The 19,563-nt window shown below is 55.6% G+C and carries 16 protein-coding genes and 2 pseudogenes; 10 read left to right on the forward strand and 8 right to left on the reverse strand.

Going from position 1 to position 19,563, the window contains the following annotated elements:
- Nucleotides 1–40: 40 nt before the first annotated feature.
- Complete coding sequence (locus WH277_RS18370) at nt 41–1,018, forward strand: LacI family DNA-binding transcriptional regulator (protein WP_159336650.1); 978 nt, start codon at nt 41–43, stop codon at nt 1,016–1,018.
- Between the two features lie 426 nt (nt 1,019–1,444).
- Here WH277_RS18370 and WH277_RS18375 read toward each other — a convergent pair whose 3' ends face one another.
- The 3 genes and pseudogenes from WH277_RS18375 to WH277_RS18385 form a co-directional block, all read right to left on the reverse strand.
- Nucleotides 1,445–2,305 (reverse strand): sugar phosphate isomerase/epimerase family protein, encoded by an 861-nt coding sequence (locus WH277_RS18375; RefSeq protein ID WP_374760121.1) that lies wholly within the window; start codon nt 2,303–2,305, stop codon nt 1,445–1,447.
- A gap of 223 nt (nt 2,306–2,528) precedes the next feature.
- Nucleotides 2,529–3,716, reverse strand: coding sequence for an aminotransferase-like domain-containing protein (locus WH277_RS18380; RefSeq protein WP_133842045.1), 1,188 nt, complete (start codon nt 3,714–3,716; stop codon nt 2,529–2,531).
- Between the two features lie 125 nt (nt 3,717–3,841).
- Nucleotides 3,842–4,884, reverse strand: a pseudogene (locus WH277_RS18385) (MFS transporter); the annotation flags it as partial.
- A 96-nt stretch (nt 4,885–4,980) separates the two neighbouring features.
- Here WH277_RS18385 and WH277_RS18390 point away from each other — a divergent pair.
- Complete coding sequence (locus tag WH277_RS18390; protein ID WP_133842043.1) at nt 4,981–5,190, forward strand: YdgH/BhsA/McbA-like domain containing protein; 210 nt, start codon at nt 4,981–4,983, stop codon at nt 5,188–5,190.
- A gap of 72 nt (nt 5,191–5,262) precedes the next feature.
- Here WH277_RS18390 and WH277_RS18395 read toward each other — a convergent pair whose 3' ends face one another.
- From WH277_RS18395 to WH277_RS18405, 3 genes are all read right to left on the reverse strand, one after another.
- Nucleotides 5,263–7,224, reverse strand: a complete 1,962-nt coding sequence (locus tag WH277_RS18395) for a methyl-accepting chemotaxis protein (protein ID WP_339506232.1) — start codon at nt 7,222–7,224, stop codon at nt 5,263–5,265.
- 190 nt (nt 7,225–7,414) lie between these two features.
- Entirely contained in the window at nt 7,415–8,668 is a 1,254-nt protein-coding gene (locus WH277_RS18400; protein WP_339506234.1) for an enolase C-terminal domain-like protein, read from the reverse strand.
- 88 nt (nt 8,669–8,756) lie between these two features.
- Complete coding sequence (locus tag WH277_RS18405) at nt 8,757–9,464, reverse strand: FadR/GntR family transcriptional regulator (protein WP_171148474.1); 708 nt, start codon at nt 9,462–9,464, stop codon at nt 8,757–8,759.
- A 260-nt stretch (nt 9,465–9,724) separates the two neighbouring features.
- Here WH277_RS18405 and WH277_RS18410 point away from each other — a divergent pair, with 260 nt between their 5' ends.
- The 6 genes and pseudogenes from WH277_RS18410 (at nt 9,725) to WH277_RS18430 (ending at nt 15,435) form a co-directional block, all read left to right on the forward strand.
- Nucleotides 9,725–10,492 (forward strand): SDR family oxidoreductase, encoded by a 768-nt coding sequence (locus WH277_RS18410; protein WP_339506236.1) that lies wholly within the window; start codon nt 9,725–9,727, stop codon nt 10,490–10,492.
- A gap of 62 nt (nt 10,493–10,554) precedes the next feature.
- Entirely contained in the window at nt 10,555–11,856 is a 1,302-nt protein-coding gene (locus WH277_RS18415; RefSeq protein WP_133842038.1) for an MFS transporter, read from the forward strand.
- On the forward strand, nt 11,853–13,223 hold the full coding sequence (locus WH277_RS18420) for an MFS transporter (protein WP_339506238.1): 1,371 nt from the start codon (nt 11,853–11,855) through the stop codon (nt 13,221–13,223). Before WH277_RS18415 ends, WH277_RS18420 begins: the two co-directional genes overlap by 4 nt.
- On the forward strand, nt 13,210–14,256 hold the full coding sequence (gene idnD, locus WH277_RS18425; protein WP_212812717.1) for an L-idonate 5-dehydrogenase: 1,047 nt from the start codon (nt 13,210–13,212) through the stop codon (nt 14,254–14,256). The genes WH277_RS18420 and idnD overlap by 14 nt, the downstream gene beginning before the upstream one ends.
- A 115-nt stretch (nt 14,257–14,371) precedes the next feature.
- A pseudogene (locus tag WH277_RS28780) lies at nt 14,372–14,857 on the forward strand (TetR/AcrR family transcriptional regulator); the annotation flags it as partial.
- Nucleotides 14,858–14,958: 101 nt separating this feature from the next.
- Nucleotides 14,959–15,435: a nuclear transport factor 2 family protein gene (locus tag WH277_RS18430; RefSeq protein WP_133842034.1), complete on the forward strand. Its 477-nt coding sequence runs from the start codon at nt 14,959–14,961 to the stop codon at nt 15,433–15,435.
- Nucleotides 15,436–15,507: 72 nt separating this feature from the next.
- Here the strand turns inward: WH277_RS18430 and WH277_RS18435 are convergent, their stop codons facing one another.
- Both WH277_RS18435 and WH277_RS18440 read right to left on the reverse strand, forming a co-directional pair.
- Nucleotides 15,508–16,356: a DMT family transporter gene (locus WH277_RS18435; protein WP_339506241.1), complete on the reverse strand. Its 849-nt coding sequence runs from the start codon at nt 16,354–16,356 to the stop codon at nt 15,508–15,510.
- A gap of 178 nt (nt 16,357–16,534) precedes the next feature.
- Nucleotides 16,535–16,996, reverse strand: coding sequence for a GNAT family N-acetyltransferase (locus tag WH277_RS18440; RefSeq protein WP_339506421.1), 462 nt, complete (start codon nt 16,994–16,996; stop codon nt 16,535–16,537).
- Between the two features lie 111 nt (nt 16,997–17,107).
- On the opposite strand from WH277_RS18440, the gene WH277_RS18445 reads away from it, so the two are divergent.
- Both WH277_RS18445 and WH277_RS18450 read left to right on the forward strand, forming a co-directional pair.
- Nucleotides 17,108–17,686, forward strand: a complete 579-nt coding sequence (locus WH277_RS18445) for a helix-turn-helix domain-containing protein (RefSeq protein WP_133842031.1) — start codon at nt 17,108–17,110, stop codon at nt 17,684–17,686.
- A 76-nt stretch (nt 17,687–17,762) separates the two neighbouring features.
- On the forward strand, nt 17,763–19,535 hold the full coding sequence (locus tag WH277_RS18450; RefSeq protein WP_339506245.1) for a DUF2157 domain-containing protein: 1,773 nt from the start codon (nt 17,763–17,765) through the stop codon (nt 19,533–19,535).
- Nucleotides 19,536–19,563 lie beyond the last annotated feature (28 nt).

A 19,563-nucleotide genomic window follows, 5' to 3' on the forward strand; every position in this document is an offset into this window, starting at 1 on the left:
GTCAACATGGTCAACATGGTCAGCAGGAAGGCTTATCAGGATGTCGATCCAAAAAATTGCCCGCCTCGCCGGGGTGTCTGTCGCCACGGTATCACGCGTGATGAACAACCTCGGCTCGGTGAAACCGCAGAATCGGGAGCGCGTGCTCAACGCGATCAAAGAGAGTAACTATCAGCCGAATCTGCTCGCCAGACAACTGCGTACTGCACGCAGTAATATGCTGCTGGTGATGGTGTCGAATATTGCCAACCCGTTCTGTGCCGACGTGGTAAAGGGCATTGAAGCCGAAGCGGAGCGCAACGGCTACCGCATTTTGTTGTGCAACTCCGGCTCCGATATCGCCCGCTCCCAGTCCAGCCTGAGACTGCTTTCCGGCAAGATGGTTGACGGCGTGATCACGATGGATGCCCTTTCCGCCCTGCCTGAGCTGACCACCCTGATTGGTGATTCACCGTGGGTGCAGTGTGCGGAGTACGACGAGGCATCCGCGGTATCGAGCGTGGGCATTGATGATCATCAGGCATCCCGCTTTGTCGCCGGAGAGTTTATCCGCCGCGAACGTCAGCATCTGGCGATGATTAATCACGATCTTACGTATAAATACGCTAAACAGCGTGAACAGGGCTACCGCGCGGTGCTGGAAGAACAGCATCTCGCGCCTCCCGCCGTGGAATACGCCAGTGAGTTAAGCTATCAGGCAGGGAAAGAGGCCATGACTCGCCTGCTGCAACAGTCACCGCGTCCTGATGCGGTGTTCGCCGTCTCCGATACGCTGGCCGCCGGGGCTATCCGTGCGCTGGATGAAGCCGGTCTGCGGGTGCCGCAGGATGTGGCGGTAATGGGATTTGATGGCACGGAGCTGGGGCATATGACCTCGCCGCCGTTGTCGACGATTGAGCTGCCCTCACAGGACATTGGCCGCGAGGCGGTGAGTTTGCTGCTGAAGAAGATTAATGAGCCGCTAAGCCCGGCGCAGAAGACCACGTTACAGTGGCGGTATGTGGCGCGGGGATCGTAAATTTCAGCCCAACGTCTTAAGGTCAAGGGCATTTCGCTTTTGTTTTTTGGTCTGTCTTTGATTTTTCTTTTGATGTTGACCTTTTGAGCGGCAATTAAGCCTCGCCGAAGGAGAGCGGATTTCCAGGATGAGCCAACAGGACGTTGGCGAGAGGGCGTGCCGGGACAGGGATGTCACGTCACACCCGCTCCGGCCGGAAAGTCGATTGACTGAGGGAACCCGCTGTAAGCGGGCGATGCGCCTGCCGCAAGCCCGGGTCCCCAGGGTGGTGGCGATTGACCACCCTGGGTCGCTCAGCCCGCGAAGCGGGAAAGCGAAACGCCCTGGACCTGGACCTGGACCTGGACCTGGACCTGGACAATAGTACAAATCAACTCCGTGTGACGGGTCGACCTAAACGGATGGTCGACCAAAAAAAGATAAAAACTACTTCTCCAGCGGAGACAGCGCCCCCACCAGATACTGATTCGCCTGACGGATAATCGACTGCGGATCCTTCGGCAAATCATGCTCTACAATAAACCAGCGCGTATCGGCTTTCACCGCTGCGGGCAGTACCTCGTTCCACGCCAGCAGACCTTCCCCCGCCGGGGCAAAATTCATCTCGTCGTTACGAATGCCGATACCGGCATTATCCTTGGCATGAATGGCGTAAATACGCCCCTGATATTTCTTCAGCAGACGCACCGGATCCTGACCGCCGCGTGATATCCATGCCACATCGAGTTCAATTTGCAGGTTTGCTGGTGTGCTGTTATCAAACAGAATTTCCAGCGCGGTCTTACCACCATACTTTTTCATTTCGAAGTCATGGTTATGGTAAGCCAGCACCATGCCCTGCTTTCTCACCTGACTGCCGAGCGCATCCAGCTCGTGCGCCAGCTTTTTCCAGCCTGCGGCAGAGTCCGGGCGATCCGGGATTTGCAGGTACGGCACCACCAGCACCTTATTGCCCACCGCTTTATTAAACGCGATGATTTCAGCGGCGTTGCTGCGCAAATCGGCTAATTGAACATGGTCAGATGTGACCTTAAGCTGATATTTCTCCAGCAGCGTTTTCATCTCATCGGCGCTGACGCCCTGCGTTCCCACCAGCTCCACCGCGCTGAACCCTGATGTCTGCGCCACAGCAAATTGCTGCTCCAGCGTACCCACGTTTCTCAACGTGTACATTTGCAGCGCGAGATGCTTTTTGGCTGCGGCGTCATCGGCCAGCACAGGATGAATCGCGCCCAGCGTCAGTGCGCCAATGAATAACGTAGAAGTCACTGCTTTTACCAGCTTCATAACGGTTCCTTAGTGGTCAGTAATCGGAATGTCAGTCTCTTTTCTGTGTGTAATCGATTACTTTATCTATTAACCATTTTGTAATCGATTACTTATGCTAACGAGTATTCTGATAACAGAGCAAGTGGCACCGGTTGCAGACCGCTAAATTAGACGGGATTTATGAAGCAGATCACAGATAATGCGGAGCCAAACCCTGTTCAGCTCCGCATTCAACAGCAGATTAGAGGTGTTTCTTCAGCAGATCGGCCAGCGCCGTCATACCTTTGATGATCTTCTCATCACTGTGGGTGGAATAGCTGAAGCGGGCAAAATTGTCACGCTGCACGGTCGGGAAGAACGTTGCGCCCGGCACCCAGACCACTTTGGCTTCCGGCACCGCGTGTTCCAGCATAAATTTCGCCGTATCAAACCCGTCCGGGAACTCCATCCAGGTAAACAGGCCACCGTCAGGATCGGTCCAGCTGATCCCCTGCGGGAATTCGCTTCTGACCACCGAGAGCATGGTTTCCTTTTTACGCAAATACTGCGCTTTGATGGTCTGGATATGGTCATCAATATTGTGTCTTTCCAGATACATCGACACCGCCGCCATATTCAGCGTGCTGCACTGCGTATCGGCGGCCAGCTTCAGCAGCCCCAGCTTTTCAGTGATCTCAGCAGAAGCCACCGACCAGCCCAGGCGCAGACCCGGTGCAAGGATCTTCGAGAAGCTACCGAAGTAGATCACCCGTCCTTCCGTATCCATGCTTTTCAGCGTGGCGACTTTGTCGCCCTGGTAACGCACTTCGCGGTACGGCGAATCTTCGAGGATAATAAAGTCATACTGATTCGCCAGCTGGATCAGATGCTGACGACGTGCCAGTGACAGGGTGATCCCGGTTGGGTTATGGAAGTCCGGCACGGTATACAGCAGCTTAATCCGCTGCCCGGCCTTGAGTTTTTCTTCCAGCACCTCGGTCATCAGCCCCTGCTCATCCATCGGGATGGCCAGATAATCTGGCTGACAGGTATTAAAGGCGATCAGCGCCCCGAGGAAGGTGGGTGCTTCGGTAGCCACCAGGTCGCCAGGGTTGATCAGCAGTCTGGCCGCCAGATCCAGCCCCTGCTGGCTTCCCTGCAGGATCAGAACATTGTCTTCTTCACAAACGATGCCGTCTGCTGCCATACGCTGCGCGATCTGCTGACGCAGCCTGGGCATCCCGGTGGAATGGGTGTATTGCAGAGACACTTCGCCAGGCCCTGACAGCAGTTCAGCAAAAATATCCTGCAATGCCTTTGCCGGGAACAGGCTGGAATCCGGGTAACCGCCGCCGAATGAAATAATCGACGGATCTGCACCGAACTGGAGCAGTTGCCTGATTGCCGAAGGCTTCACGCCCTCCATTCTGTCAGCGTAACGCGTGGTCATGTTCCGTATTCTCTTTATTGGTATTGGGCTGGAAATCACGTTATGAGAAATTGGCATAAGCTGTCAATTAATTAACTTTTTATTTCAATCTGATGCCGGCGTTTAACACGCAATATTCCAAAAGTTTAGCCGTGACCGGCATCAGGATCGCTTTCCAGCTTCTGCCTGCGTCTTAAATGCGGGAACAGCGTCATCCAAAGCCCCACCACCACCAGCGTGCCGACACCGCCCAGCACCGCAGCGGGAACTGCCCCCATCAGCGCGGCCAACATCCCGGACTCAAACTCGCCAAGCTGGTTTGAGGTGTTAATAAAGATACTGTTCACCGCATTGACGCGGCCACGCATATCATCAGGGGTATCCAGCTGCACCAGCGCCCCACGGATCACCATGCTGACCATATCAAACCCACCCAGCGCGGCCAGTGCCAACAGCGAGAGCCATAGCTGGCTGGAGAGTGCAAAAATCAGCGTGGCGACGCCAAATCCAGCCACCGAACCAAACATGATCATGCCGACGTTTTTCTCCAGCTTGTTACGGCTGAGCCAGATACCGACCAGCAGCGCACCCACTGACGGCGCACCGCGCAGCATTCCCAGTCCCCAGGGGCCGGTATGCAGAATATCTTTGGCGAAAATCGGCAGCAGCGCGGTCGCACCACCCAGCAGCACGGCAAAAAGATCGAGGGAAATCACCCCCAGCACATCGCGCCGCTCACGGATAAACTTCACCCCGGCAAACAGCGTCTTGATATTGGCGGGCAGGCGCGGCTGCGGCGCACGAATAAAGCGGATGTAAGCAATCATCACAATCGACAGCAGATAGAACGCAGCGGCCACGCTGTATACCACATCCGGCCCGGCAACATACAGCAGCCCGCCCAGCGTAGGACCAATAATCACCGCACTTTGCCCGCTAACGGCCGCCGCCGCCGTGGCGCGTGCCAGCATCGCAGGCGGCACCAGCGAAGGCAGCATTGACTGCATCGCCGGGCCTTCAATGGCTTTTGCCACAGCTCCAGCACCTGCCCGAACAGCACAATCCGGCGACGGTCGTACTGATCCGCCAGATGCCCGGCCGGTAATGCCAGCAGCACCGAGGGCAGAAACTGCATCAGACCGATCATCCCCAGCGCCATTGCACTGTTAGTGATGGCATAGATTTGGCAATAAATTCCGATTTAAGTTTATTATTAGCAGGCGTAGTATTTATCACATCGAGACAGAACGTCTCAACTTACATAAAATACTCTGAGGAATTAACCATGAAATCCATCAAAACTTTCGTAGCAGTTGCCGCTCTTTCACTGATCTCTTTCGGTAGCTTTGCACAGAGCGTGACCGCCACTGGCTCTACCCTGTCGGCCGCTGAAGCGCAGATTGCCGCTCAGGCACAGCAGACAGGCAGCAGCTACAAAATCATCGAAGCCAACTTCAACAACGGCGTGCATATGACCGCCGAACTGACTAAATAAGTCACGCACCACTGAATTAAGCCCATAAAAAAGCCCCTTTCGGGGCTTTTTGTCGTTATTAAGGTGACACTGTCACGCTTTCGTTACCACCAGTTTCTGCAACACCTTCAGTTGGGCCACGGCTTCCTGCATGGCATCAATACCGGAGGTCATCTCGCTCAGTTTGTCCAGATTTTCGCTGATGCTTTTACGCTCATTGGCCGTCTGGCTGCTCATCTCCGCAATGGCGTTAGCCGCGTCGATACTCTCCTGCGCCATCTGCCTGGCACTTTCTACCGTATCCACCGCGACCTTTCTGATGTGCAAAATGGTACTGACGGCATCGCTGATGCTGTGTGAGGTGGCATCAGCCTGATCTTTCGATGACTGTGCCAGACGGCGAACCTCGCTTGCCACCACGGCAAAACCGCGCCCAGCCTCCCCGGCGCGTGCGGCTTCCACTGCGGCATTCAGCGCCAGAATATTGGTCTGGAAGGCAATATTGCTGATGCCGCTGTTAATCGTGGTAATGCCGGAAGAGATGGTTTCCAGCTCATCCAGCCCGGCGCTGAGCTGGTGCTGGGCCTGCTGGCTGTGCAGCGCGGCATCACTGATGGAGCGGATATTACTTTCCGCCGCCTTCAGCGCATCGCTCTGACTGCGGGTGGCATTTTCCAGCAACGGTAGCGATTTCATCAACGGGTCCAGCTTTTGCTGATACTCCACCACCTGGTTCACAATGCGCGTTTGCAGCGTATTCAGCGCTTCCCAGCGACGCAGCGCGCGCTGGGCATAATGGCTGGCGTACGCGGCATACTGCACCGGGAAGTTACGCATCGCATCGGACGGACGGTTAAAGAACGCCAGTGCCGACAGCGTCTGGTTAATCGGAACACCGAGGATTTCACCGAAACTGGAGAACCCGGCAGACGGGATCCCGCTGAAGAAGTGCGACTGCGGCAGGCGGGCCTGATTACCGACGCGGCGCAGAACGCAGTCGTTCAGCAGCATGGCTGCGGGCTGGCCGTATTGTGCGGTGAACGTCTCCCAGTCGGTGCGCGTGGCGCTGGCAAAATCGGTCTCTTTCAACAGATGCAGGCGGTCACCAAACTCCAGATCGCAGAAGAACTGAATGCGGTCCGGCAAGATTTTGGCGATGGAGCGAATAAAGAACTCCTCCTCCACTTTTACGGCAAACGTCAGTCCCTGAAGACGGGCCTGTAAATCAGCGGGAGCGCACTGCAAACGTGCGCACAGGGCTTCAATCACATTATGCTGACGGCCCTGGGCATCAAACAGCGACGAGAGGGTGCGTGCCACGGGATCGGCTTCGGCCACCAGCCAGCTCTGCTGAGTGGGCTCAAAGTTCTGGCTTTTAAACGGGGCAAACGACTTTCCTTCCGCCATCTGGCAAAAGACGATCACCGCCTTGCCCTGCAATATCCGCCCGCCATTGCCAATCCAGGTGCCGTCGAAATCCAGCGTTCCGCCCGCGGAGCCGCCAATCGCCAGGCACGGGAAACGCCCTGACGCGTACCAGGCCTGCATCAGGAACCCTTCGGAAGCGGATAAGCCATCACAGAAAATGAGCGCAAAGGTACGATCGGCCGAGAGCGGCATATTCACCACAACCCGCTCCAGCTCGTGCTGGATCGCGCTCACGCGCTGCTGGGCGGTCTGCGTATCCTGCACATGCAGGTCGACTTCATGTACTTCATGCCGGGCGATCAGAGATTCCGGCAGCCAGAGCCAGCTCCCCTGCTGGCTTGCGCCATCACAATAGGTGCTCTGCCCGCGACCGCTGCACAATGCACCGTTGGAAGAGAGGGTCACCACGCTGCGGCGCGTACCGTTAAGGCTCTGCCACGCCTGACTGACACGGCTGAATTCCGCAAAAGGGGGAACAAAGCTTAACAGCAGGCCGGCGCTGTTACGGCTCAACCCCAGCGCATTCATACTCACCGGGGGTTGGCTGGAATCAAAGACACCCGCGCGCGGCTGACTGCCGCTTCTTTTCAGCCGGGCGGCCGTGTTCCAGAAAGAAGATTGACTCATTGTTGCCTACTTAAGTGCTGACGATAGTTTATTGATCTACGTAATCCGTCACAGGTGATGCGGCAGAACGGCGATGTTACCTCCGCTGCCATGCGGGGGAGTTATCGGCACAAGGAGGGAAAAGTCTTAACGGCAAGGGTAACAAAGGATGACAGGACGGCAGCCTCGCCGCCGCCCCGTTGAGGTGGGGTCAGGGGCGTGCAGCGCTACCGTCCGGCAGACGCGCATTGGTCCAGTCCGGCAGGCCACCGCTCACCGGATACCGTTTCGCTTTTTCTTCATCAATATCAATGCCCAGCCCCGGACGGTCGCTGAGATAAGCGTAACCGCGATCGATTTCCGGGCATCCCGGGAACACCTCCGTCAACGCATCATTCATCGGGGTATATTCCTGAATTCCCAGATTGGTCACGCTCATATCCAGGTGCATATTGGCCGCCACGCCAACCGGAGAAATATCGCCAGGGCCGTGCCATGCGGTGCGCACGCCGTGCAGCTCGGCGTAGGTCGCCAGCTTTTTCGCCGGGGTAATGCCGCCAATGGTGCTGACGTGACAGCGAATAAAGTCGATCAGTTGCTGCTGGATCAGCGGTTTCCACTCATTGATATTTGTGAAGAGTTCACCCATCGAAATCGGCGTACTGCTCTGTGCCCGGATCATTTTCAGCCAGTCGAGATTTTCCGGTGCCACCGGATCTTCCAGGAAGAACAGCTGATATGGCTCAAGGCTTTTCGCCATCTGCACAGAGGCAATCGGCGCGATACGCTCGTGCACATCATGAATAAATTCAACGCCGAAACCCAGCTTATTGCGCAGATGGTCAAACAGACGCGGCACCGCGCGCGCGTAGGCATCGGGGTCGAAGTAGATCCCCGGCGTCTGGCTGCGTGGTGACACCTTCAGCTGAATATTCCGTGCTTTGGCCAGCTTCCCGGCAATCAGCCGCAGATCGTCGGTGCCTGCGCCGCCGTACATCCCCATCTGGCAACGCACATATTGATAGCCCTCTTCCATCCGCGCCCGAATGTTGTCTTCCACTTCCACCTCATCGGCCCCGTCGCAATGACGGTAGAGCGGAATAGCATCACGACATTTTCCGCCGAGCAGTTGATACACCGGCAGCCCCGCAACTTTGCCTTTTATATCCCACAGCGCCATATCAATCCCGGACAGCGCGTTGTTCATCACCGGACCACTGCGCCAGTAGCCGCTGACCGCCGCAGACTGCCAGATATCTTCAATACGCAGCGGATCTTTGCCCAGCAAGAATGGACGCATGTAGTTTTCGATAGCGGCTTCCACGGCGAATATGCGCTGGGTAAAGGTGGCGCAGCCCAGTCCGTACAGGCCTGGCTGGTTGGTTTCAACTTTGACCACGACCAGATCGATGCCGCCCGGTGCGGTCAGCAGGGTTCTGATATTGGTTATTTTCAACGTTTCCATAAATGTCTCCAAATCACCGCAATGATGTATGATGTCCTACAAGTGTAAGATTTAAAAAAGCCCCGGCTAAGAGGCTTTATGCGGGCGCTTATTTCTCGCCGGATTTCACTCCCTCGATGGCGTTGACGTTATGCGCCATCGCACTGTTCAGCGTATCGCTGGCGGTGGCCGCATCGCGGTTTTTCAGCGCCATAAACACTTTAATATGCGCTTCCACGCTCTCCAGCGTAATGCCCAGCACCCGGTTCAGCTCCTCCAGGTAGTGGATATAAATGTTTTTGAGCGACTCCATCACATGGATAAACACCTTGTTATGGGACGCTTTTACAATGGCCAGGTGAAAATCGTAGTCAGCCTGCGAGTATTTTTTGTAGTCATCTTTACTCACCAGCATCCGATTCAGCGCCTGTTCCAGCCGCTGAATATCTTCATCGTTGGCATTCACCACCGCCAGATCCATACAGCGAAACTCGACGGTTTGGCGGAAAACCCGCATATCATCAAACTCTTCCTGTGACAGATGCAGGATCGGCTGATTGTCGCTGAATGCCCCGTAGCGCGCCACGTCCCGCGTGACATAGGTGCCCTTCCCCTGATGGGTGATGACCACGCCGAGGTCGCGTAACTTCTGCACGGCACTGCGCACGCTGACGCGGCTAACGTTAAAGGTGGCGGTCAGCTCTGCCTCTGATGGCAATTTGCAGCCCGGTTCCCACACGCCATCCTGAATATTTTGCTTCATCTGTTCGTAAATCAAATTCACGACATTGTGCTTTTGCACGCTTTCCAGAGTCACCGGCTTCCTCTCTTCATAACCTGTCCTACAAGCTGGATCTAGTTTTAACATTGTCCCACCATAATTGGCAAGGCGTTGGTGATAAATAATTAAGCCGCTGTTTTTAATGAATTTAGGTTGTTTTAGGCTAAAAAGTTACGCCGATGTTGTGACATGGCCGACATTTTTATTATCAGTTTATTGCCGATTTCCGCGCCATCACGTAGATCTTATCCCACAACTTGTTAGTCATGTTACATATCACGTTATCTGGAGCCATTATGTCTTCCCTCTTCTCTCTTCACGGTAAAACAGCACTGATCACTGGATCAACCCGCGGACTTGGGCTGGCGTATGCCCAGGGACTCGCGGCGGCCGGGGCATCAGTGATCGTTAATGGCACACAGCAAGAGCATCTGCAAAACGCCCTCGACACGCTGGCGTCTCAGGGTGCTCAGGCCAGAGGTTTTCTGTTTAATGTGGCCGATGAAACCGCCGTCGAAGCGATGTTCAGCCAGCTCGACCAGGAGCAGGTCGCGGTGGATATCGTGATCAATAACGCCGGGATTCAGTTTCGTAAACCGATGCTGGAACTGGCACTCAGCGACTGGCAGCGCGTGCTGGATATCAATCTCACCAGCGCCTTTATTGTCTCACGCGCAGCGGCCACGCGAATGGTGGCGCGCAACCAGGGCGGCAAGATTATCAATATCGGATCGCTCACCAGCGAAGCGGCCCGCGCCACCGTCGCCCCTTACACCGCGGCCAAGGGCGGCATCAAGCTGCTGACAAAATCAATGGCGGCGGAGTGGGCGCAATACAACATCCAGACCAATGGCATTGGCCCGGGCTACATCCTCACCGATATGAATCAGGCGCTGGCGGATAACAAAGAGTTTGACCAGTGGGTGCGCAGCAGTAATCCATCTGGCCGCTGGGGCCTGCCGGAAGAGTTGATCGGCACCGCCGTGTACCTCTCCTCTTCCGCGTCCAACTACGTTAACGGCCAGATGATTTACGTCGATGGCGGCTGGCTCGCCACACTGTAGCGGCACCTTACCCGGAGTTGAGCGTTAAGACTCAACCCATCCTTACAACAGAGGTCAGCAATATGAATCAGGCAATTGCAGGGGCATTACCCACCAGTCGCTGGGGGAAACTGATCCCCATTGCGTTTATTACCTACAGCCTCGCCTATCTCGACCGTGCCAATTACGGCTTCGGTGCGGCGGCGGGTCTGGCGGAGGATCTGAATATCACGCCGGGTATCTCTTCCCTGCTCGGCGCACTGTTTTTTCTCGGCTACTTTTTCTTCCAGGTGCCCGGTGGCATTTATGCGGAAAAACACTCCGCCAAACGGCTGATCTTCTGGAGCCTGATCCTCTGGGGGGCACTTGCTACCGCCACTGGGATGGTGCACAGCGTGTTAGCGCTGGCAGTAATCCGCTTCCTGCTGGGCGTGGCCGAAAGCGTGGTCATGCCCGCCATGCTGATTTTTCTCAGTCACTGGTTTACCCGCGAAGAGCGCTCAAAAGCCAACACTTTCTTATTCCTCGGTAACCCGATCACGGTGCTGTGGATGTCCATTCTCTCCGGCTATCTGGTTAACGCCTTTGGCTGGCGTGGGATGTTTATTATCGAAGGCGTACCCGCCATTCTGTGGGCCGGGATCTGGTGGCTGGTATACGCCGACCGTCCGCGCGATGCAAAATGGCTGAATGATGCGGAAAAACGCGCCATCGAACAGGCGCTGGCGGCTGAGCAACAGGCAATCAAGCCGGTGAAAAACTACCGTGAAGCCTTCCGTTCACCGAAGGTGCTTGCACTGGCGTTTATTCACTTCTTCTGGAACATCGGCATGTACGGCTTCATTATGTGGCTGCCGTCAATGTTGAAAACCGCCTCCGGCATGGGCATTGTCGCCACGGGCTGGCTCTCCGCAGCCCCTTACCTGCTGGCCGTACCGCTGATGCTCACTGCCTCGTGGTTCTCGGATAAATATCAGCAACGTAAAGCGATTGTGCTGGTGTTTCTCGGCCTGGGTGCCGTGTGCTTTATCGCCTCATTCACGCTGGGTGCCACCCACTTCTGGCTCTCCTGGGGACTGCTGGTGATTGCCGGGGGGGCGATGTACACCCCGTACGGTCCATTCTTTGCGGCGATCCCTGAGATGATCCCACGTAACGTGGTCGCCGGAGCGATGTCCTTTGTGGTCTGTTTTGGCGCACTCGGCTCCTTCGTGGGTGCCTGGATCGTCGGCTACCTCAATGGCCTGACCGGAAGCCCGGCGGCCTCCTACATCTTTATGGGCGGTTCGCTGGTCGTCGCCGTGCTGCTGGCGGCACTGACCACGTTCAGTAGCCTCTCCCCGTCATCAGGCGCTGCCCTGCCTGCCGCGAAGGGGGCTGAATGACTGTCAAACCCACCCGTTCACGCCTGTCGATCCTGCTGATGCTGTTTGTGGTCACGGCAATAAACTACATGGACCGCGCCAATTTGTCGGTGGCCGGTTCCCATATTCAGGGCGAGTTCGCCCTGACACCCACTCAGCTTGGTCTGCTGTTTTCAATGTTTACCTGGTTCTACGCCATGAGCCAGATCCCGGTGGGTTATATTCTTGACCGCGTCGGATCGCGCATTCTCTACGGTAGCGCTATTGTGCTGTGGAGCCTGTTCACCTTCGTGATGGGGTTTGCTTCGCATCATCTGTTTGCCACCGCCAGCGCCTCATTCGCCATGCTGCTGGTTTGCCGGGCGCTGATCGGCGTAGCGGAAGCGCCGTCGTTCCCTTCCAATACCAAGATCATTGCCACCTGGTTCCCGGACCATGAACGCGCCCGTGCCACCGCGTTCTACTCCAGTGCGCAATATATTGGCCTGGCGCTGCTGACGCCCCTGCTCTCCTTTATTGTCGCGGAATACGGCTGGGAAATGTCATTTTATCTCTCCGGCGCTATCGGCATTGTGTTCGGCATCTACTGGCTGATTGCCTATCGCGACCCGCAGCACAGCAAAACGGTGAATCAGGCGGAGCTGGATTACATTCGCGATGGCGGCGGCTATGATTCACAGAATCAGCAGGGCAGCAGCGGCAAGGTGAACTGGGCCAGCGTGAAGCATATCCTGCGCCAGCGCACGGTATGGGGACTGTTTATCGCACAGTTCGCCGCCTCATCCACCCTCTACTTCTTCCTCACCTGGTTTATCGTTTATCTGGAGAAAGGGCTGGGACTGTCAATTGCTAAGGCCGGGATCGGCGCGATGTTCCCCTATCTGATGGCGATGGCAGGTGTACTGTGCGGCGGCACCTTAAGCGATATGCTGCTGAAAAAAGGCTACTCGCGCACCTTTGCCCGCAAGCTGCCGGTCATGTCCGGTTTACTGGTGACCACCTCCATCGCACTGGTCAACTTCTTCCAGGACAGCCCGACGATTGCTATTGCCATTTTGTCAGTGGCGTTCTTCGCCAACGCCTTCTCTAACCTCGGTTGGGTGGTGTGCAGTGATGTTATCCCGCGCCATCTGATTGGCACGCTCGGCGGTTTCCTCAATATCTTTGGCAACCTGTCGGGGATTATCAGCCCGATTGTGATCGGAGTGATTCTCGAACGCACCCATAACTTCCAGTACGCCATGTGGTACATCGCCGCCGTGGCGCTGATGGGCTTCCTGGCGTACCTGTTCCTGGTCGGCAAAATCGACGTGATTGCGTTGCCGGATGACGACACGCCATCCACTAAACGAGTCAACACATTGAGGGAAAATCATGCAGAACAGTAAAGCGATCCTGGCCAGCGTCGTCAGCGCGGCTCATCACGTCAGTAATGAAACCCGTTCACTGACGTGGGACGATCATCAGGTGCTGGTGAAGGTTGAACGCGGCGGCATTTGTGGTTCCGATATCCACTATTACCAACACGGGCGCGCGGGCATGTCGGTTCTCAAACAGCCGCTGATCCTGGGGCATGAGTTTGTCGGCCGCATTGAACAGGCCCCCGCAGACAGTGGCCTGCACGCCGGGCAATGTGTGGCGATCAATCCGTCGCAGCCCTGCAATCGCTGCGTGCTGTGCCTGGAGGGTAAGCAAAACCTGTGCCGCACGATGAAATTTATGGGCAGCGCGCAGTTCTTCCCGCATGTGAGCGGCGGCTTTGCCAGCTATGTGGCGGTCAGCCCCGCGCAGTGCATCCCCTTCTCCGACCATGTGGATCCTAAAGTGGTGGCTTTTGCCGAACCGCTGGCTGTCGCGCTGCATGCCATTCATCAGGCTGGCGATCTGGTGGGAAAAAAAGTGCTGGTGACAGGCTCTGGCCCCATCGGCTGCCTGGTGATTGCGGCGGCTTTTGCCGCTGGCGCCGGAGAAATTGTTGCCACCGATATGAGCACCCGCTGCCGCGAGCTGGCACTGGAGATGGGCGCAACGCGCGCCATTGACCCGACGGATAGCGCCTTGACGGCAGGCTGGCAGGAGGATGGCGGCTATTTCGATCTGTGCTTCGAGGCCTCTGGCGCCCCGGCGGCGATTGCTTCCACCGTCGGTTTCACTCGCCCTAAAGGGCGCATTGTGCAGTTGGGCATGGGGGCAGCCTCGCTGGACTTCCCGCTCGGCCCGCTGCTGGTGAAGGAGATTACGCTGGCAGGATCGTTCCGCTTTATCGATGAGTTCCGCCTGGCGGTGCAATGGCTGGAGAGCGGCCGTATCAATCCCCTGCCGCTGCTCTCTGCCGAGTTCCCGCAGCAGCAAATTGTCGAGGCGCTGGAGATGGCCGCCGATAAATCCCGGGCGGCCAAAGTTCAGGTGATATTTTCCTGATGCCACGGGCGGCCCGATCCGGGCCGCTTGCGGTTACAGCACGTTGAGCGACTCTCCGCTGGCATAAAACTGCCCGCCCGCCACATAGTGCAGACTGCGTAAGGATCCTCATCTCATGAATAAGAAGCCAACAGATACCCGAGAAAAAATTCTCACTACCGCCGAGCATTTGATCTATCGGAACGGGATTCATGCCACAGGGATGGACCTCCTGGTCAAGACCTCAGGCGTAGCAAGAAAAAGTATTTACCGCCATTTCGCGACCAAGGATGACGTGGCAGCAGCCGCGTTGAAAGAACGAGATGAACGCTGGATGCACTGGTTCAGAACGGAATCGGATAAAGGTGATACTCCTCAGGAACGCATTTTGATGATGTTCAGTGTGCTCAGGGGCTGGTTTGAGTCGGAAGGTTTTCGTGGCTGTGCATTTATCAATCCCGCCGGAGAAGTGGGTGATCATCACCACCCCGTTCGTCAGATAGCAAAACTGCATAAACAAACACTACTGGATTACACGCTCGAACTCACTGAGCAATTAAACATTGAGCAACCCGCCGTTCTGGCCAGGCAGTTGCTGATTCTTATAGAGGGCGCTATCAGCAAGGGACGTTGCGAAACATTTGCTGGAACAGGTCTCTCCTTAGTTCCTGAGTACCTAAAACGGTTTCTACTGATCTATCCATATTTACGGGAGGCTTTATCATGTCCGATACACACACTCGCCCGCCACTTCCTCCGTTCACATGCGAATCCGCGACGGAGAAAGTTCGGCTCGCCGAAGATGGCTGGAACAGTCGCGATGCCGAAAAAGTATCGCTGGCGTACTCACTGGAAACCCAATGGCGTAATCGAACCGAGTTCGCAAATAATCGTGAAGAAGCCAAAGCATTCCTCACTCGTAAGTGGAAAAAAGAACTTGAGTATCGTCTCATTAAAGAGTTGTGGGCATTTGATAGCAACCGAATCGCTGTCCGGTACGCTTATGAATGGCGTGATGATTCAGGTAACTGGTTCCGTTCTTACGGGAATGAAAACTGGGAATTTGAAGCAGATGGCCTGATGCTCCGTCGCTTCGCCTGTATCAATGACATGCCGATTAAGGAAAGTGAACGCAAGTTCCACTGGCCTCTGGGACGTCGCCCGGATGACCATCCGGGTCTGTCAGCGTTGGGTCTGTAAATTCGAAAAGCCCACGACGACTGTCTTCGCCGGGGCTTTTTCTCAACTCAAAAGGCATATCAATTAAACCTGTCACATATGCCCTCTGCATTGATGGGCAGCCATTTTTCTTTTAAGATAATATTCACTCGCAAGATAAAGAGTGACAGCAATGAAGGTTATGCTCCCGCCCAGTAACGTGTATCGGGTTGGCAGTTCGCTGACAAATAGCCAGACCCAGAAGGGGCCCAGCACGATGTCGACCTGGGCAATCAAGCTCGCCTCTGCCGAGGCGACATACCGGCTTCCAACCATAAACAGCAGATAACTCAAACTTTGAGTGGCAAGCGCAAAAACCAGCAGCCATCCCATATCCTTCAGACCAGGAAGGGGGAGACCGCGAGGCATCATGATAAAACAGAATGCGCCACAAAGTGCGCAGGCCAGGGCAGTTACGGCTGGCAGGTTCATCTCTGGCCACTTGCCTGACATCACTATGCTTGCAGCAAAGCCCGCCGTCATCGTCAGAGCCAACAGATTACCCTGGATGTCGCCCGGCCCCACCGCTGAAGTGGCCATCAGGATGACACCCGACAGGCTCACCATCGCAGCCAGTAGCGCACGTTTTGTGATTTTTTCCCGGAGCATGAGCCAGCCAAGTCCCATAGCAAAGAAAGGAATGGTGGCATAGACCGTCATCACACCGGCCACGCTGGTCAGTTTCAACGCCGCCACGTAACAAAACATTGATGAAGCCATAACCGCAGCGGTTATCAAGCCTGGTAACCCTAAATCGCGCCGGAATGAAAAGTGGCGCAGGTTACCGCATACCACCAGTAACAGGCCAAGTGACAGGAAAGCAAACAGGGAGCGCCAGGCGACCATAGCCCAGGTGTTCATATCGAGTTGTCTCACGAAAATACCTGCCGCATTTACGGACATGAGAGCAGCAACGCTTTATAACCGCAATCTGACTCCGTGCGAACGCCTGAAAGCCTGGCTTATGAGACACAGGGAATATATTGAACATCATCCTGATATGCCTCTTGAATGCGGTTCTGGATCAACCCGTCAATCCAGAAACCTTAAAACGACGGATGATACTCATGACACATGCCCTTCAGGGGGCTTCGCGCGCATCCAGACGCAATTGCAAAAAGGTCAGGTCCAGCCATCTGCCAAATTTGCTCCCGACCTCAGAAACACGGCCTGCTTCGGAGAAGCCCAGTTTTTTGTGTAGCGCGATAGATGCCCTGTTTTCAGACTCAATCCCTGCCACCATGACATGCTTACCCTGCTCTGTCGCCAGTCTGACGAGTTCCTGCATCAGCACTGTGCCTGCCCCTTTTCCACGGGCACTTTTATGAACATAGACAGAGTGCTCAACGGTATGTCTGTAACCGTCCCAGGGACGCCAGTCACCATATGAAGCATATCCCTGCACGATATCGGTTTCATCCACCACCACGACGACAGGAAAACCGGCATCATGCCGGTCATTAAGCCACTTAATCCGGTTTAGCGGATCGACGGTTTTTTCATTCCAGATCGCGGTGGTGTTCAGTACCGCGTCGTTATAAATTTACGCAATCATTTCAGCGTCACTTTCTCGGGCAGAACGAATAAGCATGGTAGACACCCCTCTTGTCATTCACTAAAGTAGATGAATCGTACACTATTGTAGTTATCCACTATGTCAGATGAAATGTCCAATAAAGAAGACAGCCTTAATGCACGCATCGGTCAGAAAGTGCGGCAGGAAAGAGAAATCAGAGGATGGTCGCTCACGGAGCTGGCTGAGAGTTCCGGCGTCTCGCGCGCCATGATCCATAAAATAGAACGCGGAGAAAGCAGCCCCACAGCGACGCTGCTGGCACGACTTTCAGGCGCATTCGATATGTCAATGTCGCATCTCATTGCCCTGACAGAAGTACGTCCGGGTACGCTGGTCACGTTTGAAAATCAGCCTGTCTGGCAGGATCCCGAAACCGGTTATGTTCGCCGCCACGTATCACCGGGTCATATTCCTGTCGACCTGGTCAGCATCGATCTTCCGGCCAATACTGCGGTGCCCATGCCGGCCATTGCCTACCTTTCCCGGCATCAGCTCATATGGGTGCTCGAAGGCAGGCTGACGTTTGAAGAAGGCACGCATACATTTAAAATGTCCACGGGGGATTGTCTGGAGGTAGGCGATCCGGCTGATTGTGTTTTCAAAAATGAGACTGATGAGATATGCCGATATGCGGTGGTGGTGCTAAAGCCTGCCTGAACAGAACCCATTGAGCACCACAGCGGTTTAATGACACACTCATCAAATTCATACCGTAAACAGAGGCAGGGAAAGTATGAGGGAGCTTGCACCCGTTGGCATCACCGGCATGCCGTCACGCACGGCAGAGTATCTTTGCCGCCAGATCGCACGCCTGGTGAGAGGAGGAAGCCTGACCCCGGAGACCTGCCAGCGTATCTATGCTTTTTGTGGAATCAGACCGTCAGATGCTCAGTGGCGTCAGTTTCTTATTACGGTTCTTTCCTGTCTGGGATTATTGTCGCTGGTTGCCGGAGCGGTGTTCTTTGTTGCCTGGAACTGGGCCTGGCTGCCGAAAATGGCGAAATTTGCCCTGGCCGAACTGCTGATCGTCGCGCTGGCGGCGGTGGTCTGGTGGCGCTGGTACAGCACGCTGGCACGCAGCGCATTGCTGGCGACAGGGTTAAGCTTCGGTGCCCTGTTTGCACTGTATGGACAGATTTATCAGACCGGTGCTGACAGCTGGGAGCTATTCCGGGCCTGGTTATGCGTTCTTCTGCCGCTGGCGCTGATTGCCCGGCAAAACAGCCTGTGGTTTTGCAGCTGGCTGGTCGCTAACCTGGCGTTCCAGCTCTATTACAACACGCTGCCGACGTCACTGCTGGATCTCGCCGTGTCTGACAGTTTCACCAGGCTCCCGTCGGTTATGCTCCACGGGTATCTGGCGGTGCTGGCAGCCTGCCTGATTGTCAGGGAAGCGCTGGCCTGGCGGGCGATAACGCATCACCCCGAGAGCTGGCTGGCAAGCCGCTGGTTCTCGCGAGTCATGGCGGGATTTTTACTGCTGCTGCTGACCGGCATCGTGGCCGGGAACCTCTCTGACTGGGGCGGCGATATTCCCCTTCCTTATATCACGGGCGGCTGGGTGATCGCCCTGCTGGCAGGTTATTACCTGTACCGTTACCGCTATCAGGATCTCTGCATACTGACGCTGGGCATCGCCAGCCTGACCGTTGTTGGCTGTGCGCTAATCATGCAGTTATTTCTTTCAGCCTACGATACGGGTGATCTGTTTTTGACCGGCGCCCTGATGGCATTCTGGATGGGGGTAAATGGTTCGATCCTGCTGAAGTGGCAACGCAAACTGGTTGATAAAGGGCCGATCGATCGGGTTCCGGCCAGGCTGACCTTACTGACAGACACGTTGCGTCAGCAGGGTTTGCTGAGCGCCTCGCAGGTTGAAGAAATTCAGCAACACGGTCACGCGTCCGACCTGCCCTGGTATCTGAGGCTGGCGCTAAGCGTCGGAGGCTGGGTCGCAGCGGTCATCATTCTGTTACTGATGATACTGATGCTCTATGTCGCTGATCTGCTCGAAGACCCGAATGCTGCCACCCTTATTATTCCTTCGCTGCTGCTCGCCGCCATTGCGCATGTCCTGTTAAGCAGTCAGCGTGACGGTCATCATCACCTCGGACTGGCATGGGCGATTGCGGCAACGTGCGGGCTGATATCCGGCGTTCTGCTGCAAATTCAGAGCAATGATGTCAGCTTTATTATGCTGAGTTCACTCACTGCATTGCCGATCCTGGCCGCGATGGCGGTGGCTATGCCCAACCGCACTTATCGGTTTATGGCCATCACTGCCCTGACCTTTTTTCTGGTGCTGGCGGGCCATTCTCTGGCCCGGCTTTACCTGTCCCCGACGGGGGGACACCTTGCTGTGTCCGTACTGGTGGCGGCGGTCGTATTTTTGTGGCTTTGGACTGTCAGTCATCAGTTGAGGTTACAGGCAGGAACGTATGCTGAGGCGTTACATCCGCTGCTGTATGGCATCCCGGGGGGGCTGATATTGCTGAGTTTCCTATAAACGCGGCCTATCTCACGGATTTCTTCTG

It is taken from the genome of Erwinia sp. MYb416 (assembly GCF_037479575.1).
Lineage (GTDB): Bacteria > Pseudomonadota > Gammaproteobacteria > Enterobacterales > Enterobacteriaceae > Erwinia > Erwinia rhapontici.

Excerpts from the sequence above, each read along its gene's own strand:
- idnD (WP_212812717.1), top strand. The coding sequence starts at position 13,210 with ATGCAGAACAGTAAAGCGATCCTGGCCAGCGTCGTCAGCGCGGCTCAT.
- WH277_RS18430 (WP_133842034.1), top strand. The coding sequence starts at position 14,959 with ATGTCCGATACACACACTCGCCCGCCACTTCCTCCGTTCACATGCGAA.
- WH277_RS18390 (WP_133842043.1), top strand. The coding sequence starts at position 4,981 with ATGAAATCCATCAAAACTTTCGTAGCAGTTGCCGCTCTTTCACTGATC.
- WH277_RS18380 (WP_133842045.1), bottom strand. The coding sequence starts at position 3,716 with ATGACCACGCGTTACGCTGACAGAATGGAGGGCGTGAAGCCTTCGGCA.
- WH277_RS18400 (WP_339506234.1), bottom strand. The coding sequence starts at position 8,668 with ATGGAAACGTTGAAAATAACCAATATCAGAACCCTGCTGACCGCACCG.
- WH277_RS18445 (WP_133842031.1), top strand. The coding sequence starts at position 17,108 with ATGTCAGATGAAATGTCCAATAAAGAAGACAGCCTTAATGCACGCATC.
- WH277_RS18415 (WP_133842038.1), top strand. The coding sequence starts at position 10,555 with ATGAATCAGGCAATTGCAGGGGCATTACCCACCAGTCGCTGGGGGAAA.
- WH277_RS18370 (WP_159336650.1), top strand. The coding sequence starts at position 41 with ATGTCGATCCAAAAAATTGCCCGCCTCGCCGGGGTGTCTGTCGCCACG.
- WH277_RS18375 (WP_374760121.1), bottom strand. The coding sequence starts at position 2,305 with ATGAAGCTGGTAAAAGCAGTGACTTCTACGTTATTCATTGGCGCACTG.
- WH277_RS18420 (WP_339506238.1), top strand. The coding sequence starts at position 11,853 with ATGACTGTCAAACCCACCCGTTCACGCCTGTCGATCCTGCTGATGCTG.
- WH277_RS18435 (WP_339506241.1), bottom strand. The coding sequence starts at position 16,356 with ATGTCCGTAAATGCGGCAGGTATTTTCGTGAGACAACTCGATATGAAC.
- WH277_RS18450 (WP_339506245.1), top strand. The coding sequence starts at position 17,763 with ATGAGGGAGCTTGCACCCGTTGGCATCACCGGCATGCCGTCACGCACG.
- WH277_RS18395 (WP_339506232.1), bottom strand. The coding sequence starts at position 7,224 with ATGAGTCAATCTTCTTTCTGGAACACGGCCGCCCGGCTGAAAAGAAGC.
- WH277_RS18410 (WP_339506236.1), top strand. The coding sequence starts at position 9,725 with ATGTCTTCCCTCTTCTCTCTTCACGGTAAAACAGCACTGATCACTGGA.